The sequence below is a fragment of the Ruegeria haliotis genome (assembly GCF_013377785.1).
Taxonomy (GTDB): domain Bacteria; phylum Pseudomonadota; class Alphaproteobacteria; order Rhodobacterales; family Rhodobacteraceae; genus Ruegeria; species Ruegeria haliotis.
In genome coordinates this window covers 485,372-501,461 of the sequence record NZ_JABXWT010000001.1, presented here as the reverse complement: position 1 = coordinate 501,461, position 16,090 = coordinate 485,372, and the positions used below count along the sequence as shown (strand labels likewise).

General features: G+C 57.9%; 20 protein-coding genes. All 20 read right to left on the bottom strand.

The genetic code is table 11. The annotated features are described in order from the left end of the window. The 20 genes from HW561_RS02515 to HW561_RS02420 all read right to left on the bottom strand — a co-directional run bounded on the left by HW561_RS02515 (position 1) and on the right by HW561_RS02420 (position 16,045). Positions 1-405 carry a DUF5333 domain-containing protein gene (locus HW561_RS02515; RefSeq protein ID WP_235962755.1) on the bottom strand — a complete coding sequence of 135 codons (405 nt, stop codon included), beginning with the start codon at positions 403-405 and terminating at the stop codon, positions 1-3. Between the two features lie 98 nt (positions 406-503). Beyond that, positions 504-854 carry a hypothetical protein gene (locus HW561_RS02510; protein WP_176861640.1) on the bottom strand — a complete coding sequence of 117 codons (351 nt, stop codon included), beginning with the start codon at positions 852-854 and terminating at the stop codon, positions 504-506. 29 nt (positions 855-883) lie between these two features. Further along, positions 884-1,300 carry an MAPEG family protein gene (locus tag HW561_RS02505; protein ID WP_176861639.1) on the bottom strand — a complete coding sequence of 139 codons (417 nt, stop codon included), beginning with the start codon at positions 1,298-1,300 and terminating at the stop codon, positions 884-886. Between the two features lie 4 nt (positions 1,301-1,304). Then, positions 1,305-2,603 (bottom strand): NADH-quinone oxidoreductase subunit NuoF, encoded by a 1,299-nt coding sequence (nuoF, locus tag HW561_RS02500; RefSeq protein WP_176861638.1) that lies wholly within the window; start codon positions 2,601-2,603, stop codon positions 1,305-1,307. A gap of 7 nt (positions 2,604-2,610) precedes the next feature. Next, positions 2,611-2,838, bottom strand: coding sequence for a DUF5337 domain-containing protein (locus HW561_RS02495; RefSeq protein ID WP_176861637.1), 228 nt, complete (start codon positions 2,836-2,838; stop codon positions 2,611-2,613). A gap of 32 nt (positions 2,839-2,870) precedes the next feature. After that, entirely contained in the window at positions 2,871-3,974 is a 1,104-nt protein-coding gene (nuoE, locus tag HW561_RS02490; RefSeq protein WP_176861636.1) for an NADH-quinone oxidoreductase subunit NuoE, read from the bottom strand. Beyond that, complete coding sequence (locus HW561_RS02485; protein ID WP_176861635.1) at positions 3,974-4,453, bottom strand: hypothetical protein; 480 nt, start codon at positions 4,451-4,453, stop codon at positions 3,974-3,976. The genes nuoE and HW561_RS02485 overlap by 1 nt, the downstream gene beginning before the upstream one ends. After that, positions 4,453-5,676 carry an NADH-quinone oxidoreductase subunit D gene (locus HW561_RS02480; RefSeq protein ID WP_176861634.1) on the bottom strand — a complete coding sequence of 408 codons (1,224 nt, stop codon included), beginning with the start codon at positions 5,674-5,676 and terminating at the stop codon, positions 4,453-4,455. Before HW561_RS02480 ends, HW561_RS02485 begins: the two co-directional genes overlap by 1 nt. Next, positions 5,676-5,813, bottom strand: a complete 138-nt coding sequence (locus HW561_RS02475; RefSeq protein WP_176861633.1) for a hypothetical protein — start codon at positions 5,811-5,813, stop codon at positions 5,676-5,678. Before HW561_RS02475 ends, HW561_RS02480 begins: the two co-directional genes overlap by 1 nt. Before the next feature lies 1 nt (position 5,814). Continuing rightward, positions 5,815-5,991, bottom strand: a complete 177-nt coding sequence (locus HW561_RS02470) for a hypothetical protein (protein WP_176861130.1) — start codon at positions 5,989-5,991, stop codon at positions 5,815-5,817. Continuing rightward, on the bottom strand, positions 5,988-6,593 hold the full coding sequence (locus HW561_RS02465; protein WP_176861632.1) for an NADH-quinone oxidoreductase subunit C: 606 nt from the start codon (positions 6,591-6,593) through the stop codon (positions 5,988-5,990). Before HW561_RS02465 ends, HW561_RS02470 begins: the two co-directional genes overlap by 4 nt. Before the next feature lie 10 nt (positions 6,594-6,603). Beyond that, on the bottom strand, positions 6,604-7,137 hold the full coding sequence (locus HW561_RS02460; RefSeq protein ID WP_037307875.1) for a NuoB/complex I 20 kDa subunit family protein: 534 nt from the start codon (positions 7,135-7,137) through the stop codon (positions 6,604-6,606). Continuing rightward, the gene (locus tag HW561_RS02455; protein ID WP_050602775.1) at positions 7,128-7,493 is read right to left on the bottom strand and encodes an NADH-quinone oxidoreductase subunit A; all 366 of its coding nucleotides are present in this window, start codon (positions 7,491-7,493) and stop codon (positions 7,128-7,130) included. The genes HW561_RS02460 and HW561_RS02455 overlap by 10 nt, the downstream gene beginning before the upstream one ends. 193 nt (positions 7,494-7,686) lie before the next feature. Continuing rightward, positions 7,687-8,469, bottom strand: a complete 783-nt coding sequence (locus tag HW561_RS02450) for a crotonase/enoyl-CoA hydratase family protein (RefSeq protein ID WP_176861631.1) — start codon at positions 8,467-8,469, stop codon at positions 7,687-7,689. A gap of 9 nt (positions 8,470-8,478) precedes the next feature. Next, positions 8,479-9,333, bottom strand: coding sequence for a hydroxymethylglutaryl-CoA lyase (locus tag HW561_RS02445; protein ID WP_176861630.1), 855 nt, complete (start codon positions 9,331-9,333; stop codon positions 8,479-8,481). A gap of 78 nt (positions 9,334-9,411) precedes the next feature. Further along, positions 9,412-11,343: an acetyl/propionyl/methylcrotonyl-CoA carboxylase subunit alpha gene (locus tag HW561_RS02440; RefSeq protein WP_176861629.1), complete on the bottom strand. Its 1,932-nt coding sequence runs from the start codon at positions 11,341-11,343 to the stop codon at positions 9,412-9,414. Continuing rightward, complete coding sequence (locus HW561_RS02435) at positions 11,333-12,220, bottom strand: HNH endonuclease (protein WP_176861628.1); 888 nt, start codon at positions 12,218-12,220, stop codon at positions 11,333-11,335. Before HW561_RS02435 ends, HW561_RS02440 begins: the two co-directional genes overlap by 11 nt. An 8-nt stretch (positions 12,221-12,228) precedes the next feature. Beyond that, the gene (locus HW561_RS02430) at positions 12,229-13,833 is read right to left on the bottom strand and encodes a carboxyl transferase domain-containing protein (protein ID WP_176861627.1); all 1,605 of its coding nucleotides are present in this window, start codon (positions 13,831-13,833) and stop codon (positions 12,229-12,231) included. Continuing rightward, positions 13,830-14,480: a lysozyme inhibitor LprI family protein gene (locus HW561_RS02425; RefSeq protein WP_176861626.1), complete on the bottom strand. Its 651-nt coding sequence runs from the start codon at positions 14,478-14,480 to the stop codon at positions 13,830-13,832. Before HW561_RS02425 ends, HW561_RS02430 begins: the two co-directional genes overlap by 4 nt. Continuing rightward, entirely contained in the window at positions 14,480-16,045 is a 1,566-nt protein-coding gene (locus HW561_RS02420; RefSeq protein ID WP_176861625.1) for an AMP-binding protein, read from the bottom strand. Before HW561_RS02420 ends, HW561_RS02425 begins: the two co-directional genes overlap by 1 nt. Positions 16,046-16,090 lie beyond the last annotated feature (45 nt).

The following is a 16,090-nucleotide window of genomic DNA, read 5'->3' as shown; positions in this document are numbered from 1 at the left end:
CTAGTTCGCCCTCAAATAAACGCCAATGGCGCTGTTTCTTTCAATCTCTGCCCGCCCCAGCGTGCAAAAAGAGTTTGGATTGTCATAAGTGACACCTTGCTGGGCCAGAAACGCCTTACCCTTGGCGCGCATCCTGTCCTTCTCGGCATCGGATTCCACGTAAGCCCGGATTTCCGTGTCCGAGTACCCCAAATTGTTGGCCTTGGACTTCAATCCCCACATCACCCCGATCGCTTTCAACCGTCGCCCGCTGATCGACGGACAATAATCCGAAATCTCATTTGCAATCGCGATGTAGTAGAGTTCGTTGTCGATCTCTTTGACATCCCTCAAGGGCGGCTTAGCCTCTGCGGCAACAGGCAGTGTTAAAAGAGCGGTCAGAGCGAGCGTTTTTGCAAAAGACATGAGTATTCCTTTCGTCTTGGGTTCCCCAAGACGACTGACGGTCGGCTTGCTATGCAATAGCATGCCCCGGATCATGTCGTGATATGCGAGAACGCGGCTCATGGTCTTTGGCAGGTTCCTGCAAATGTCAGTTTGTCGTCACTGATACGCAGATTCTGCGGCTCAGTATCTGGACCGACTTTCCATGAAATGCGTGACGAGCCGAAATTCTGAACGCAGAACTTGGTTCCTTCGTACCGCCCCGCCTCGCGCGCACCATCAAGCGAAGCCGAAGCCCCATTAACTGTCACTGTAAAATCGGCCGGAGAGACCTTCTTGTCCACAACCTTGGCCTTGGCCCGAAAGGCCTTGCCGTCAAACAATATGCGGTCGCTGGATGGTGTCACCAAGCCACACGCAGTCACCAGTGACAGTGCAGTCAGGGCCAAAAGAGGTTTTCGTACTGTCATTGCTTTCCAGGTCTTTACTTCAATCATCATCAGAATGCCGCCACTAATGCCATAATCCCCATCACGACCATACAGGCCCAGCCAAGCACAAAGAGCACCGACCGCAATCCACTGTGGGGTTTGCCCACCCCGCGAATATGAACCACCAGCATGACAAGCCGCGCCACCAAAGCGACAGACGCCAGCAGATTTACCCAAAACGGACTAACGCCCAACAGGATGGCCGCCATCGTGACGGCAACATATGCTGGCAGCGTCTCGGTGCCGTTCAGATAGGCCCGGTTCAAACGGTAGGCGTTGTCCGAATAGTCCTGTTGCGGCGTGGCCCCCGGAGCCAACCCTTTGCCCTGCTTGGCCAATGCCGAAAATGGCGCCATGACCAGCACAACAAGGGTAAATACCACCAGCGAGGTGATAGCATGAGAATATTCGGCGAAATTTTCCATACGTTTACTCCGCTGCCATCGCGCCCATACGGCCCGATTTTTGCGCTTTGATACGGTCTTCAATCTCTTCACGGAAGTTGCGGATCAGACCCTGGATCGGCCAAGCAGCCGCATCGCCCAAAGCACAGATCGTGTGGCCTTCGACTTGTTTGGTCACATCAAACAGCATGTCGATCTCTTCCAGTTCGGCCTCACCACGCACCAAACGATCCATGACCCGCATCATCCAGCCGGTACCTTCGCGGCACGGCGTACACTGACCACAGCTTTCGTGTTTGTAGAACTTTGATAAGCGCCAGATCGCCTTGATGATGTCGGTCGACTTGTCCATCACAATCACCGCCGCCGTTCCAAGGCCCGAGCCCAGATCGTTGCGCAAATGATCGAAGTCCATGATCGCATCACGCATGTTCTCGCCACGCACACACGGAACCGACGAACCACCCGGGATCACGGCCAACAGATTGTCCCAGCCGCCGCGAATACCGCCGCAATGCGTTTCAATCAGCTGTTCAAAGGGGATCGACATCGCCTCTTCGACAACACAGGGGTTGTTCACATGGCCCGAGATCGCAAACAACTTGGTGCCCGCGTTGTTCTGGCGACCAAAGCCGGCAAACCAGTCGGCCCCGCGGCGCAGGATCGTTGGCACAACGGCAATGGATTCCACGTTGTTCACGGTCGTCGGACACCCATACAGGCCCGCGCCCGCCGGGAACGGAGGCTTCATGCGCGGCATGCCCTTCTTTCCCTCAAGGCTTTCAATCAAAGCGGTCTCTTCACCGCAGATATAGGCCCCTGCCCCATGGTGCAGGAACAGGTCGAAGTCCCAGCCGGAACCAGCCGCATTCTTGCCCAAAAGACCGGCGTCATACGCCTCGTCAATCGCGGCCTGAAGCGCTTCACGCTCGCGAATGTATTCGCCGCGCAGGTAGATGTAGCAGGTATGTGCGTTCATCGCGAAAGACGCGATCAGGCAGCCTTCGATCAGCGTGTGCGGATCGTGGCGCATGATTTCGCGGTCCTTACAGGTACCGGGTTCGGATTCATCCGCGTTCACAACCAGATAAGCCGGTCGTCCATCGCTCTCCTTAGGCATGAACGACCATTTCAGACCGGTCGGAAATCCCGCACCGCCGCGGCCGCGCAGGCCGGAATCCTTCATCGTCTGGATAATCCAATCGCGCCCGTTGTCGATCAGGCCAGAGGTGCCATCCCAATGCCCGCGCGCTTGCGCGCCCCGCAACGTCCGGTCATGCATCCCGTAGATGTTGGTAAAGATCCGGTCCTGATCCTTCAGCATCGCTCGCTTACCCTTGGCTATCCTGGCGCATGCGCCAGAGTTGAAAAATGTTGACGCCCGCATAGATGAACCCTGCCAGAGCGGCAAAATCAAACAGCAGCGCATAACGCCCCGGCAATTTCAGCGCGGGGCCGATGAACATCGTCATGGCAAGCCAAATCACCGTGGTCACCGCGATGACCAACCCGATATGTCGACCCTTGCGGGCTATGGCCTGTTCTTTGTCTTTGTCCATCTCATCTTTATGCCCTGAACGGGCAAGCGTCTTTAGTCTTCGTAAGTGCCGTCTTCTTTGGCACGTTTGGCAAATTCGGTTTCTTCACCAGCCGCCAGCTTGGCCGCCTGCTCAATCCAGCCGTCGCGTTCGATCCGGCCCTTGAAGGTCAACCGCGCATCAACCCAAGCCACCTGTTCAGGCGTCCAGACCGCGATCTGGTCATAGTGGTAGAAACCCAGCTCGTTCAGCGTCTGCTCCAATTTGGGGCCCACACCTTTCAACAACTTGAGGTCATCCGCCTTGCCATCCCGTGCACCCGTCAGCGTCTCGGGCTGGTCTTCCTTGATCTCGGCCTTGGCCTCTGCCGCCTGTTTCACGGCCGGCTTGGCCGGCGCAGGTGCCTTTGGAGGCTTCGGAGCGGCCTTGGTCGCAGTCGCCTTGCCGTCTTTACCCAACCAAGGGGTCAGAATTGGAACCTCGGTCCCGTCAATACGCTTGACCGTATCGCCCAGATCCATCGCCAGTTCGACACTGGCGTTGTACTGCGGTTTGTCAGCGTCATGTTCGGCCAGACTGGTCAGGCCTTTCAACGGCTCTGCCGCATAGCGCCCGTTTTGCGGGCCTGGTGTCGGCACTTTGCCAGCGACCAGATCGTCGATGATCTTGCCAAAATTCTCGGCCGTCAGATCTTCGTAGTAGTCCTTGCCGATCTGCGCCATCGGCGCGTTCGTGCACGACCCGAGGCATTCGACCTCTTCCCAACTCAGCTTACCATCAGCGGACAGAGCATGCGGCTTTGCGGTGATCTTTTCGCGGCAAACCGCAATCAGATCCTCGGCCCCGCAGATCATGCATGAGGTCGTGCCGCACACTTGTATATGCGCAACGGACCCAACTGGTTGCAGTTGGAACATGAAGTAGAAGGACGCAACCTCAAGAACCCGGATATAAGCCATGCCCAGCATATCAGCGACGGATTCAATCGCCGGACGGCTTAGCCAGCCCTCCTGCTCCTGCGCACGCCATAGCAGCGGGATGACCGCGCTGGCCTCACGGCCCTCGGGGTATTTGGTGATCTGCGCTTCAGCCCATTGCTGGTTGGCACTGGTGAAGGCAAAGCTTTCAGGTTGTTCTGAGTGCAAACGGCGCAGCATCAGCAGGCATCTCCGATCACGATAATATAAGGGTCTTGCTGATGGGCGCGACCCGAAGTGATCAGCGCGTCAATCAGGCCCGGTGTTTCAGCCCGAGTAAACCCGGCGGGGCGCAGCTTGATCTCGGCCACTTCCGCGTCCATACGGCAGCCATTCAGGCGTACAAAGTCATACAGCACGTCGGCACGGCCCTGGGTATCATCAGCGTCCAATCCGTGCACACCACACAGGGCGGGCGCGATCTCGAATGTCGGGCCGTCCAAACCTGCAAGCCCCTGCTCGGCCCAGGAATTCACCACCGCGCTGACATCTTCGGGGCGCAGGTCATGGGCCGAGAACAATTCTTCGGCGCGCAACGTCTCAAGCCGGCATTTGTTTTCGCGCATGACTTCCAGCACCAGCGCTTGTGGATGGGTCGAGGTCGCCAACACGGGCGCCGCAGTCAAAGCTGCCAATCCGATGATCAATGCCCGCAGCATCACCGATCAATCTCCCCGAACACAACGTCCAGTGAGCCGATGATGGCGGCGACGTCAGCAAGTTGATGTCCCCCCGCGACGTAGTCCATGGCTTGCAGATGCAGGAAACCCGGCGCGCGCAGCTTGGCGCGGTAGGGTTTGTTGGTTCCATCGGCGACCAAGAAGACGCCGAACTCACCCTTGGGGGCTTCGACGGCGGCATAAACCTCACCCGCAGGCACGTGGAAGCCCTCGGTATACAGTTTAAAGTGATGGATCAAACTTTCCATCGAGGTCTTCATGTCCGACCGTTTCGGCGGGGTGATCTTGCCACGCGCCAATACGTCACCGGGGCAGTCGCGGATCTTGGCGATGGCCTGACGGATGATCAGCAGCGACTGGCGCATCTCTTCCATGCGCACCAGATAGCGGTCGTAGCAATCACCGTTCTTGCCAACGGGAATCTGGAATTCAAACTCGTCATAGCATTCATAGGGCTGCGCGCGACGCAGATCCCATGCCAAACCCGATCCGCGCACCATAACGCCCGAAAAGCCGTATTTTTGGATGTCATCTTCAGTCACCACACCGATATCGACATTGCGCTGCTTGAAGATGCGGTTTTCAGTCAGCAGCCCGTCGATGTCATCCAGAACGGTGGGGAACTCGTGACTCCACGTCTCGATATCATCCAGCAGTTCCGGCGGCAGGTCCTGATGCACGCCGCCGGGGCGGAAATAGGCCGCGTGCAGGCGGGCACCGCAGGCGCGTTCATAGAATACCATCAGCTTTTCGCGCTCTTCAAAACCCCAGAGCGGCGGGGTCAGCGCGCCAACGTCCATCGCCTGCGTGGTCACATTCAGCAGGTGGTTCAGAATGCGCCCGATCTCGGAATACAGTACCCGGATCAGCGAGCCACGGCGCGGGACCTCGACCCCGGTCAACTTTTCGATGGCCAGACACCAAGCATGTTCCTGATTCATCGGCGCCACGTAATCGAGACGGTCGAAATACGGCAGGTTCTGCAGGTAAGTCCGGCTTTCCATCAGCTTTTCAGTGCCACGGTGCAGCAGGCCGATATGCGGATCGCAGCGCTCGACAATCTCGCCGTCCAGCTCCAGCACCAGGCGCAAAACACCGTGCGCCGCAGGGTGTTGCGGCCCAAAGTTGATGTTGAAGTTACGGATTTTCTGCTCGCCGCTCAGCGCGTCCGAACTGCCGTCATCATATCTGGAGCCGTCCATCAACGCCGTCCCCTCTTATTCTTTTTCGCATCGGCCCGAACCCGGACCTTTTCCGCCTCAAGCGCTTTGGCTGCGGCCCCTGCCAGCAGGGCGCCTAAAGCCCCCAAAGCAATCAGTTCCCCCAGCATCGTCAGCATCTCAGCGGCGCTCCAACTCTTGCAGTTTCATCCCCACCCACCACAGCAACGCGATTGTGCCAAACGGGACCAGACAAAGAAGGCACCAGTATTTGTTGATCCCGAAAAACGGCAATATCTTCACCATCGGGATGATGGTCAGTGCAGAAAGGATCAGCCACCAGATGCCACCCATCATTCAGACTCCTGTTTCTCATCCCCGGGCAGAATGTAATTCGCGCCTTCCCACGGGGACATGAAATCAAACTGACGGTATTCCTGTACCAGCGACACGGGCTCGTATACGACACGCTTCTGCGCCTCGTCATAGCGGACCTCGGTATAGCCGGTGGTCGGGAAATCCTTGCGCAGCGGATAGCCGCGGAAACCATAATCGGTCAGGATGCGCCGCAGGTCCGGGTGACCCGAAAACAGGATGCCGAACATGTCGAACACCTCGCGCTCGAACCAGTTGGCCGAGGGGTGGACGTCGACAATGGACGGAACCATGTCTTCTTCACGGATCGACACCCGCAGGCGGATGCGCTGGTTCTGGTACATCGACAGGAAGTGATAGACCACGTCGAACCGCTTGGCGCGTTCGGGATAGTCGACGCCAGTGATATCCACCAGTGTTGAGAATTGGCAACTGCGATCGGATTTCAAGAATTCGATAAATTCGACCAGGTTCGACGGCGCGACATCTACATTCAATTCGCCGTGGGTCACATCCCAGGACAAAACGCAATCTGTCCGTTTCAGTTCCAGCTGCGCGCCGAGTTCTTTGAGTGCTTCGCTCATCTGCCTCTCCTCAGCGTACAATCGTGCCGGTACGGCGGATCTTACGTTGCAGTTGCATCAGGCCATAAAGCAGTGCCTCAGCCGTCGGAGGGCAGCCGGGGACGTAGATGTCGACCGGTACAATCCGGTCACAGCCGCGCACAACGGAATAGGAATAGTGGTAGTATCCACCACCATTGGCGCACGAACCCATCGAGATCACATAGCGCGGCTCGGGCATCTGGTCGTAGACCTTACGCAACGCTGGGGCCATCTTGTTGGTCAGCGTTCCAGCCACGATCATCACATCTGACTGGCGCGGGGATGCGCGAGGGGCGATGCCGAACCGTTCCGCATCGTAACGCGGCATCGAGGTGTGCATCATTTCTACCGCGCAACAGGCCAGACCAAAGGTCATCCAGTGCAGCGACCCGGTACGGGCCCAATTGATGATGTCCTCGGTCGAAGTCAGCAGGAACCCCTTGTCCTGCAGCTCGGCATTCAGGGCCTGGGTGGCGACTTCCTTGTCGACGCCGGCGGTGTTTGCACCCGTCATCACTCCCATTCCAGCGCTCCCTTCTTCCACTCATAGGCAAAGCCGATGGTCAGAACACCCAGGAACACCATCATGGACCAGAAGCCGACATCGCTGATGTCCTTGAAGCCCACGGCCCATGGGAACAAAAAGGCGATTTCCAGATCGAAGATGATGAAAAGAATCGAGACCAGATAGAATCGGACATCGAATTTCATCCGCGCATCATCGAACGCGTTAAACCCGCATTCATAGGCGCTGACTTTTTCGGGGTCGGGATTGCGGACAGCCAGTACCACAGCCGCCAGAATCAAGACGATTCCAAGGCCGACGGCCACGGCAAGAAACACCAGGATCGGGAGATATTCCCGCAACAGGTCTTCCACGAATAGCTCCTTTCCTGCGCAAGCCTCGAGAGGGTGCGCCGTCAATTGGCGTGTTGACTGGACATTCTCTATCCCTGTGGGGTCAGAGGGTCAACCGAACACAATCACGCAGGAGGCTAATATTCCGCTTGCTCTCCGCTGCACCCGGCCCGCAGTTGCGGCGAATCCACACCTCAGGTAGTTGGCGCTAAACCTAAGTTTTCCATACAGGTTTTCGTTTGTCGAAAAAGGCGCTGATCCCTTCCTGTGCCTCGGGGGTTTCCCAACGCTGTACCAGAGCCGTGATCGTCTGGTCTATCACGGCATCGTCAATACGAGGACCCAATTGCCGCACCAATTCCTTGGCTGAAGTCACCGCACCTGGGGCGCAGGACAGGTAAGGCAGAATTTCAACCTCGACCGCGTCACCAAGATCAACAGAGGAGATCGCTTTGGTCAACAGCCCGAGATCAACAGCTTCGTTTGCATCAAAAAGACGGGCAGACATAAAGACACGCCGGGCTCGCGCCTCGCCCATTCTGGCGGTCACATAGGGACCGATGGTTGCCGGGATCAATCCCAGCTTGGTTTCCGTCAGGCCCATTTTCAAGCTGTTCACGCCGATAGCAACGTCGCAGACAGCCGCCAATCCGACACCACCACCAAAAGCGTTGCCTTGCAGCGCCCCGATCAAAGGCTTGGGCAGGGTATTGAGTGCTTGCAGCATTTCCGCCAGCTTACGCGCCTCGGTAAACCGCGTGGCTGAATCTGCGGCCATCTGATCCCGCATCCAACCCAGATCACCCCCAGCGCAGAATGTTTTGCCAGCGCCGGTCAGAACAACCACGCGCACCGTGTCATCCTTGCCCAGCTGACCCGCCGCCTGTGTCAGTTCCGCAATCATCATAGCCGACATCGCGTTGTGCTTTTCCGGCCGGTTTAGCGTCAGCGTTGCAACGCCACGCGCGTCTGTCGCCACTGTGATCGTTTCAAACATGCCCGTATCTCAATCTTCTCGCATTGCCCGGGCCATCTGCGCAGCCTCTTCCAGAACCTCTGCATCCAAACCCGTTTCGTATCCAAGCCGCTCCAGATGTGCCGCAACCGCTTCGGTCGCCACGTTCCCGGCAGCACCCGGCGCATAGGGACACCCGCCCAATCCACCAACCGCCGCGTCAAACACCCGGACGCCCAGCGCCAGTGACGCATCAATGTTGTCGATGGCCCGGCCGTTCGTATCATGGAAGTGCCCAGCCAGCCGCGTAACAGGTACCCGTTCGCGGACAGCCAGCAGCATGTGGGCAATCGTGTCCGGCGTACCCTGCCCGATCGTATCGCCCAACGAAATCTGATAGCAGCCGTGCGAGAACAGCAGATCCGCGACCTCGGCCACCTTCTCGGGCGGGGTGGGGCCATCATACGGACAATCCGTCACGCACGAGACATATCCGCGAACGGGTAGATCGATATGCCGTGCGGCTTCAAGGATCGGGGCGAACCGTTCAATCGACTCGGCGATGGTTGCGTTGATATTGGCCTTCGAAAATCCCTCGGACGCCGATGCAAAGATCGCGATCTCATCAGCTTTGGCAGCCAAAGCATCCTCATACCCACGCATATTCGGCGTCAGGGCCGTGTATCGAACACCATCAGTCCGCTTGATCCCTGTCAGAACCTCTGCGCTGCCCGCCATCTGAGGCACCCATTTCGGAGACACAAAGCTGGCCACTTCGATCCGGTTGAAACCCGCTCGCGACAGGCAATCGACAAGGGCCACTTTCTCGGCTGTCGGGATTTCACGCTTTTCATTCTGAAGCCCGTCGCGCGGCCCCACCTCAAAGATCTCGACCCGTTCACCCATCACAGCGCTCCTCGCAATTTGTTATCGTTTTACCAATGGTTGGCCCGACTGTGCCACGAGACGCAGCACAAGGACAGATCACTCCTCTTCCAATCGCACCAGCGCGGCGCCGGCCTCGACCTGCGCACCGGCTTCGGTCAGCACTTCGGCCACCACACCATCACGTGCGGCCAGCAAAGAATGCTCCATCTTCATGGCCTCCAGAATGGCCAACCGGTCACCTTCCATCACAGCCTGACCACCAACGGCAAACACCGCCTTGACCAGACCAGGCATCGGCGCCTCAACCACATTGGTGTCGCCCGCCGCACCGGAATCCCGGTCCAGCGGGTCGACTATTTCAAAAGCTTGTCCGTAGCCTTCGAAAACCGTGATCTCAGCACCCGCGATCGCGACGCGGGGCATCGGCTGGCCGTTGATGCTCCACCTTCCATCCTGTCGCTGGGCAACAACGGTCGTTTCGGCGATCTGCCAGACTTGCCGGTCTGGCCCTTCGACCTGCACATCCAGGTCGACAACTTCGCCGCCCCGCATCAACTGCACCGCACGATGCAGCGGAGCCCACAAGGTGAATCCGGTCTCTCCCGCCGTTTCAATCAGCGCTAGCGCATGCATCGCCGCCGCAACGAAAGTTGTCGGAGCAGCCTCAGCCTCCTTCACCAACACATCAATATCCCGACCGATCAGGCCCGTATCGACATCGCCCGAGGCAAATCCTTGATGCCGTGTCAGCGCGCCCAGAAAGGCCAGGTTGGTAACCGTCCCACCGACCTCGGTGCCGCGCAGCGCACGATGCAATGTTTCCAAAGCGATGGCACGCGTCGGCCCATGTACAACGACCTTGGAAATCATCGGATCGTACCACGGGCTGATCGTATCCCCGGCCCGCACCCCACTGTCAGCCCGGCATCCTTCGGGGAACTGCAGATGTGTCAGCAACCCCGTTGCGGGCAAAAACCCCTTTGAAACATCCTCGGCGTAAAGCCGTGCTTCGAACGCGTGCCCGATGATGGACAACTCCTCTTGACGTTTTGGCAGGGTTTCACCTGCCGCCACGCGCAACTGCCATTCGACCAGATCCACACCGGTGATCGCTTCGGTCACAGGATGTTCGACCTGAAGGCGTGTGTTCATCTCCATGAACCAGAACCGATCCGGGCGCAGCCCGTCCGAGGCATCAACGATGAACTCAACGGTGCCCGCGCCCTTGTAGCCAATTGCCTCGGCGGCGCGCACCCCTGCATGCCCCATCGCCTCACGCATTTCAGCGGTCATGCCGGGGGCCGGAGCCTCTTCAATCACCTTCTGATGGCGCCGCTGCAACGAGCAATCGCGTTCGAACAGATGCACCGCGTGGGTGCCGTCACCAAACACCTGAATCTCAATATGACGCGGCTTGGAAACGAATTTTTCAACCAGAACCGCGTCATTGCCGAAAGCTGTCCGCGCCTCGCCCCGCGCGCTGTCGAGCGCTGCGGCAAAATCCTCGGGCCTTTCGACCAGCCGCATCCCCTTGCCGCCACCACCCGCAACCGCTTTGATCAGAACTGGGTAGCCGATTGTGTCGGCGGCACCGGCCAGATGCTCAGGGTCCTGGTTGTCCCCGTGATAGCCCGGAACCACGGGCACACCGGCCTGCTCCATCAACACCTTGGCTGCGTCCTTGAGGCCCATCTTGCGGATCGCATCCGCCGACGGTCCGATAAATGTCAGGCCAGCCGCCTCCACCGCATCCACGAAATCCGGGTTTTCAGACAGAAAGCCATAGCCGGGATGGATCGCTTGCGCCCCGGTATCCAACGCCGCCTGAATGATCACATCGCCCTTGAGGTAACTGTCCGCCGGAGCCGCACCGCCAATATGAACGGCTTCATCTGCCATCTGCACGTGTTTGGCCGAAGCATCGGCGTCTGAATAGACCGCGACGCAAGACACACCCATCTTTTGGGCCGATTCCATAACACGGCAAGCGATCTCACCCCGGTTGGAAATCAGGATTTTATTGAACATTCCTAGCTCCCTTCGGAGAGACTTCTTTCAACGCCCGGCATTCACCACCCCGATGAATCATCCGGTGACAGTTCGCACAAACGACAGCGAATTGATCTAGCGCCGTCCCCGTACCATTCTCCGGTGCCTTGCTTAGTTGATTAAGGTGATGCACTTCGGCAAAATCCCGACCTATTTCGCCATAGGCCAATTCGAAATCGAACCCACAGTCTGGCACCTCACAAAACAGACGGCCATGATCTTGCTTGAATTTCTTGACTTTTTGCTCTCGCAAGCGCCGTTCTCTGTATCGCCCTGAAACAAATCTCCCGCGCTTCTCACCTTCAAAAGCCCGAAGCTCCGGATCAATGGGCATCGGATCAGGAAATGGATGCTTGCCACGAGTAACTTCATATTCACCGGTCTCACCATTAAATGCGGTAACGGTCCACGGGGCGGAGTCGAATTCCCGCTTTCCCGAGCTTTCCATTTTCTTGCCAGGGTTCCCTGTTTTCTTCGGAAGGAGGACAATTGTCTGGATGTAGAGTTTTTCTTCTACCGCTGCCGCGATGATCTCAGCGAATTCTAAAGCCTTTTGGTTTTTTCCTTCGCGGATGTCCCTTGCACGATCTGCACTCGTAGCAACTACCTTCCCGTCTCTCTCGATAAGGTGAAGGGGATCATGCCATACGGACAGAACGATTTTATCGCCCTGTTTCCAAGCCCAATGCGATCCATCAGATCGCGGAGCCCATTTCGGCTGTCGCGGACTCACTCCTATTCGTAATTGTTCGTCAACTTTTTTTTGAACCCAACCCGCCATGTCGAAGCCAGATTTTTCCAGCAGAAAATCAATGTTTTCTCTATCTTTTGGCTTCAAGTCATCAAAATCACTCATCCCGGACCTCACATCCTGAACACGCCAAAGCGTGTCTCCTCAATAGGAGCATTCAGCGCAGCATTCAGCGACAGAGCCAACACTTCGCGGCTTTTGCGTGGGTCGATAACTCCGTCATCCCACATACGCGCCGAGGCATAGAGCGGGTGCGACTGCTCTTCGAACATCTCAAGCGTGGGTCGTTTAAAGTCCGCCTCTTCCTCGGCTGACCATTCACCACCTTGCCGTTCGATCCCGTCGCGTTTGACAGTGGCCAACACGCCCGCCGCCTGCTCGCCACCCATGACCGAGATACGGCTATTGGGCCATGCCCACAGGAACCGGGGTTGGTAGGCTCGCCCTGCCATTCCGTAGTTCCCGGCCCCGAACGATCCGCCCACCAGCATGGTGATCTTGGGGACGTTGGTGGTGGCCACCGCCGTCACCATCTTGGCCCCATGCCGCGCGATGCCTTCGTTTTCATATTTCCGCCCGACCATGAAGCCGGTGATGTTCTGTAGGAACACCAGCGGGATACTTCGCTGCGAACACAGCTCGACAAAATGCGCACCCTTTTGTGCGGCCTCGGAAAACAGCACGCCGTTATTGGCGATAATTCCGACCGGACAGCCTTTGACATGGGCAAACCCTGTCACCAGCGTTTCGCCAAAGCGCGGCTTGAACTCGTCAAACCGAGAGCCATCGACCAAACGCGCGATTACCTCGCGGATGTCATAAGGCGTGCGCAGATCGGCAGGCACAACGCCCAGGATTTCTTCGGGGTCATAGGCCGGATCTTCGGGGCTGGCCCAATCCACGGTCTGCGGCCTTTGCCTGTTCAGCGACCCAACCGCACGTCGCGCCAGCGCCAATGCGTGTGCGTCGTCCTCTGCCAGATAATCGGCCACGCCGGACAGGCGTGTATGCACATCGCCGCCGCCCAAATCTTCGGAGCTGACCACCTCACCTGTCGCCGCCTTTACCAGCGGCGGTCCGGCAAGGAAAATCGTCCCCTGATCGCGCACGATGATCGTCACATCCGACATCGCCGGTACATAGGCGCCACCAGCAGTACACGAGCCCATCACAACCGCGATCTGAGGGATGCCCTTCGCGCTCATCCGTGCTTGATTGTAAAAGATGCGGCCAAAGTGGTCGCGGTCGGGGAACACCTCATCTTGATTGGGCAGGTTGGCGCCGCCACTATCAACCAAATAAATGCAGGGCAGTTGGTTTTCCTCGGCGATCTCCTGCGCGCGCAGATGTTTCTTGACAGACATCGGGTAATAGGTACCGCCCTTCACGGTGGCATCGTTGCACACCACCATGACCTCGCGCCCCTGCACCCGGCCAATGCCTGCGATGACCCCGGCACAGGGTGCGGCATCACCATACATCCCATGTGCCGCCGTCGCCCCTATTTCTAGAAACGGAGACCCCGGGTCCAGCAGGTTCGCCACTCTGCGTCGCGGCAACATCTTACCTCGCGATTCATGGCGCGCACGGGACTTTTCGCCACCACCCATCCGGGCTGCTTCGGCAGCGCCAGAGATTTGCGCCAGCGCGTCGAGATGCGCGTCGCGGTTTGATTTGAAGCCCTCGGAGGTGGGCATGGCTTTGGATGTGAGTTTCATTTTTGGGCTACCCCGCGTGCTTCGCAAATTTCGCGTATGATGCTGCCTTGTTGCCAACTACAGATGCCCATTACTTTCCGATCCATCTTCAATGCCTGCTCAGCGGTTCTGCGCATCCAACATGCGCCTCTGGTCGGTCCGGCAGCCGTTCCTCGCCAATAATCACTGGCTTGAAAACGGCAAACAGCCTCAGAGTACACTTTCCATTCAGTTTTCATCTTTTCTAGGGTCTCTGACGCTGTCCATTTGAATGCATGATCATCGGGGGAAACATGGCCATGCAGTTTCTCAGCCCATTCAGCCAAGGCAGTATAATTTTGATCCAACATGGTATCCCAAAAAATGGTCTCTGCATCGAAACACATGACCATTCCATAGGTCGAATAGTTCGTACGCTCCATGCAATCCCCGGCGGCATTGCCAATGCACTCGTAAACTGCATCTGGGATTGCTCGCTGAGGCTTTTTCTTTTCGAAAGCCTCTCGTGCCGTTCGCAAGCAATCTTCGATTATTTTAGTTTCAATGGAATATCCGTCGTTTTGCTCCGAACTGATCTCATACGCATGAGATGTCTTAGCTGGGAAACATAGGACAAACGCCACGATGAATAGTGGACCAATCAGTCTTAATGAGTCTCCCAGCCTCATTACACTTCCCCCGCCGCTCTTGCCTTTAGTTCCTTCCGGATCACCTTCCCCGTTACCGTCATCGGCAGCTCCCCCAGAAACGCCACCTCGCGGGGGTAGGAATACTGCGCCAAACGGTCCTTGACCCAGTCCTGCAACTCAGCACCCAAGACCTCGGCCCCCGGTTTCAACACCACGTAAGCCTTCACGATCTCAGTCCGCAGCTTGTCGGGCTTGCCAACCACGCCCACCGTCGCCACCGCCGGGTGGGTCAGCAGGCAATCCTCGATTTCAGCCGGGCCGATACGATAGCCAGACGAGGTGATCACGTCATCATCACGGCCTACAAAGCGCAGATAATCGCCCTGCCACACACCACGATCGCCTGTGATCAACCAGTCGCCCCGGAACTTCTCAGCCGTCGCCTCGGGCCGGTTCCAGTACTCCAGCAGCATCGAGGCTGATCCGCGCCGGATCGCCACGTCACCCTCTTCATCCGTCGGGTTGCCATCCTCATCGACCACCGCCACCTCATGCCCCGGCACCGGTTTACCGATACAGCCGGGCTGCACCGGGAACTCCTCGGCACAGGACGACACAACCATGTTGCATTCGGTCTGGCCGTAGAATTCGTTAATCGTCAAGCCGAATGCCTGCTCACCCCATGCCAGCATCTCAGCCCCCAGCGGCTCACCACCCGACGCGACCGAGCGCAAGCCCGGGATCGTCTGGTCAGCGGCCTTTAACATTCGCAACGCGGTTGGTGGGAAGAACACGTTCCGCACGCCGCCCCGCGCGATCACATCGGCACAGGCTTCGGGGGTGAATTTCTCCAATCGTGCCGCCACCACTGGAATGCCCAGCGCCAGACCGGGCATCAGTACGTCGAACAACCCGCCGATCCAGGCCCAGTCGGCGGGTGTCCAAAGGCAGTCACCGTCGCACAGGTGGTTATGGCTGATCGAAACACCCGGCAGATGGCCGGTCAACACGCGGTGTCCGTGCAATGCCCCCTTGGGGCTGCCCGTGGTGCCTGATGTATAGATCAACACTGCCGGATCTTCGGGGTCAGTAGACGCGAAAGGCAGGCGTGGACCCGGCTCTCCGATCCCAGATGCCATCAGTTGTTCGGCAAGATCACCTAGAAGATCCGCTCCTTCGGCATCCGTCAGAACGATCTTTACGCCAGCATCACCGACACGAGACCGCAACGCGTCGTGCTTGAACAATTTGAACAAGGGTACGGAAATCGCACCAATCTTCCAGACCGCCAAATGCGCCGCTGCGCACCAGGGCGATTGGCTGAGCAGTACCCCGACCCGGTCGCCGGGCAGCACCTGTGTCAGCAGCGCGCGGGCGATGCCGTCGGTCATCTGCTCTAGCTGTCCAAAGGTGACACGGGTCTCGGACGATCCGGCCAAATCGATCAGGGCCACCTGATCAGACGGATGATTCAGGCACTGATGCGCCATGTTCAGCTGGTCGGGCAGGTCCCAGCCACCCGCCGGGCGCAATCCCGGTATGTGCTTAGCGTCTACCACAGCAGAAACCCCTTGTTTTTCTGCCACTTCGCTGTGTGCCCGCATCTAAAGACCTCACATGAATTTGATACAGATCAGAGAGCGCGTCAC

Coding starts and splice junctions, on each gene's coding strand:
- HW561_RS02515 (WP_235962755.1), bottom strand. CDS start 405: ATGTCTTTTGCAAAAACGCTCGCTCTGACCGCTCTTTTAACACTGCCT.
- HW561_RS02510 (WP_176861640.1), bottom strand. CDS start 854: ATGACAGTACGAAAACCTCTTTTGGCCCTGACTGCACTGTCACTGGTG.
- HW561_RS02505 (WP_176861639.1), bottom strand. CDS start 1,300: ATGGAAAATTTCGCCGAATATTCTCATGCTATCACCTCGCTGGTGGTA.
- nuoF (WP_176861638.1), bottom strand. CDS start 2,603: ATGCTGAAGGATCAGGACCGGATCTTTACCAACATCTACGGGATGCAT.
- HW561_RS02495 (WP_176861637.1), bottom strand. CDS start 2,838: ATGGACAAAGACAAAGAACAGGCCATAGCCCGCAAGGGTCGACATATC.
- nuoE (WP_176861636.1), bottom strand. CDS start 3,974: ATGCTGCGCCGTTTGCACTCAGAACAACCTGAAAGCTTTGCCTTCACC.
- HW561_RS02485 (WP_176861635.1), bottom strand. CDS start 4,453: ATGCTGCGGGCATTGATCATCGGATTGGCAGCTTTGACTGCGGCGCCC.
- HW561_RS02480 (WP_176861634.1), bottom strand. CDS start 5,676: ATGGACGGCTCCAGATATGATGACGGCAGTTCGGACGCGCTGAGCGGC.
- HW561_RS02475 (WP_176861633.1), bottom strand. CDS start 5,813: ATGCTGACGATGCTGGGGGAACTGATTGCTTTGGGGGCTTTAGGCGCC.
- HW561_RS02470 (WP_176861130.1), bottom strand. CDS start 5,991: ATGATGGGTGGCATCTGGTGGCTGATCCTTTCTGCACTGACCATCATC.
- HW561_RS02465 (WP_176861632.1), bottom strand. CDS start 6,593: ATGAGCGAAGCACTCAAAGAACTCGGCGCGCAGCTGGAACTGAAACGG.
- HW561_RS02460 (WP_037307875.1), bottom strand. CDS start 7,137: ATGGGAGTGATGACGGGTGCAAACACCGCCGGCGTCGACAAGGAAGTC.
- HW561_RS02450 (WP_176861631.1), bottom strand. CDS start 8,469: ATGTTTGAAACGATCACAGTGGCGACAGACGCGCGTGGCGTTGCAACG.
- HW561_RS02445 (WP_176861630.1), bottom strand. CDS start 9,333: ATGGGTGAACGGGTCGAGATCTTTGAGGTGGGGCCGCGCGACGGGCTT.
- HW561_RS02440 (WP_176861629.1), bottom strand. CDS start 11,343: ATGTTCAATAAAATCCTGATTTCCAACCGGGGTGAGATCGCTTGCCGT.
- HW561_RS02435 (WP_176861628.1), bottom strand. CDS start 12,220: ATGAGTGATTTTGATGACTTGAAGCCAAAAGATAGAGAAAACATTGAT.
- HW561_RS02430 (WP_176861627.1), bottom strand. CDS start 13,833: ATGAAACTCACATCCAAAGCCATGCCCACCTCCGAGGGCTTCAAATCA.
- HW561_RS02425 (WP_176861626.1), bottom strand. CDS start 14,480: ATGAGGCTGGGAGACTCATTAAGACTGATTGGTCCACTATTCATCGTG.
- HW561_RS02420 (WP_176861625.1), bottom strand. CDS start 16,045: ATGCGGGCACACAGCGAAGTGGCAGAAAAACAAGGGGTTTCTGCTGTG.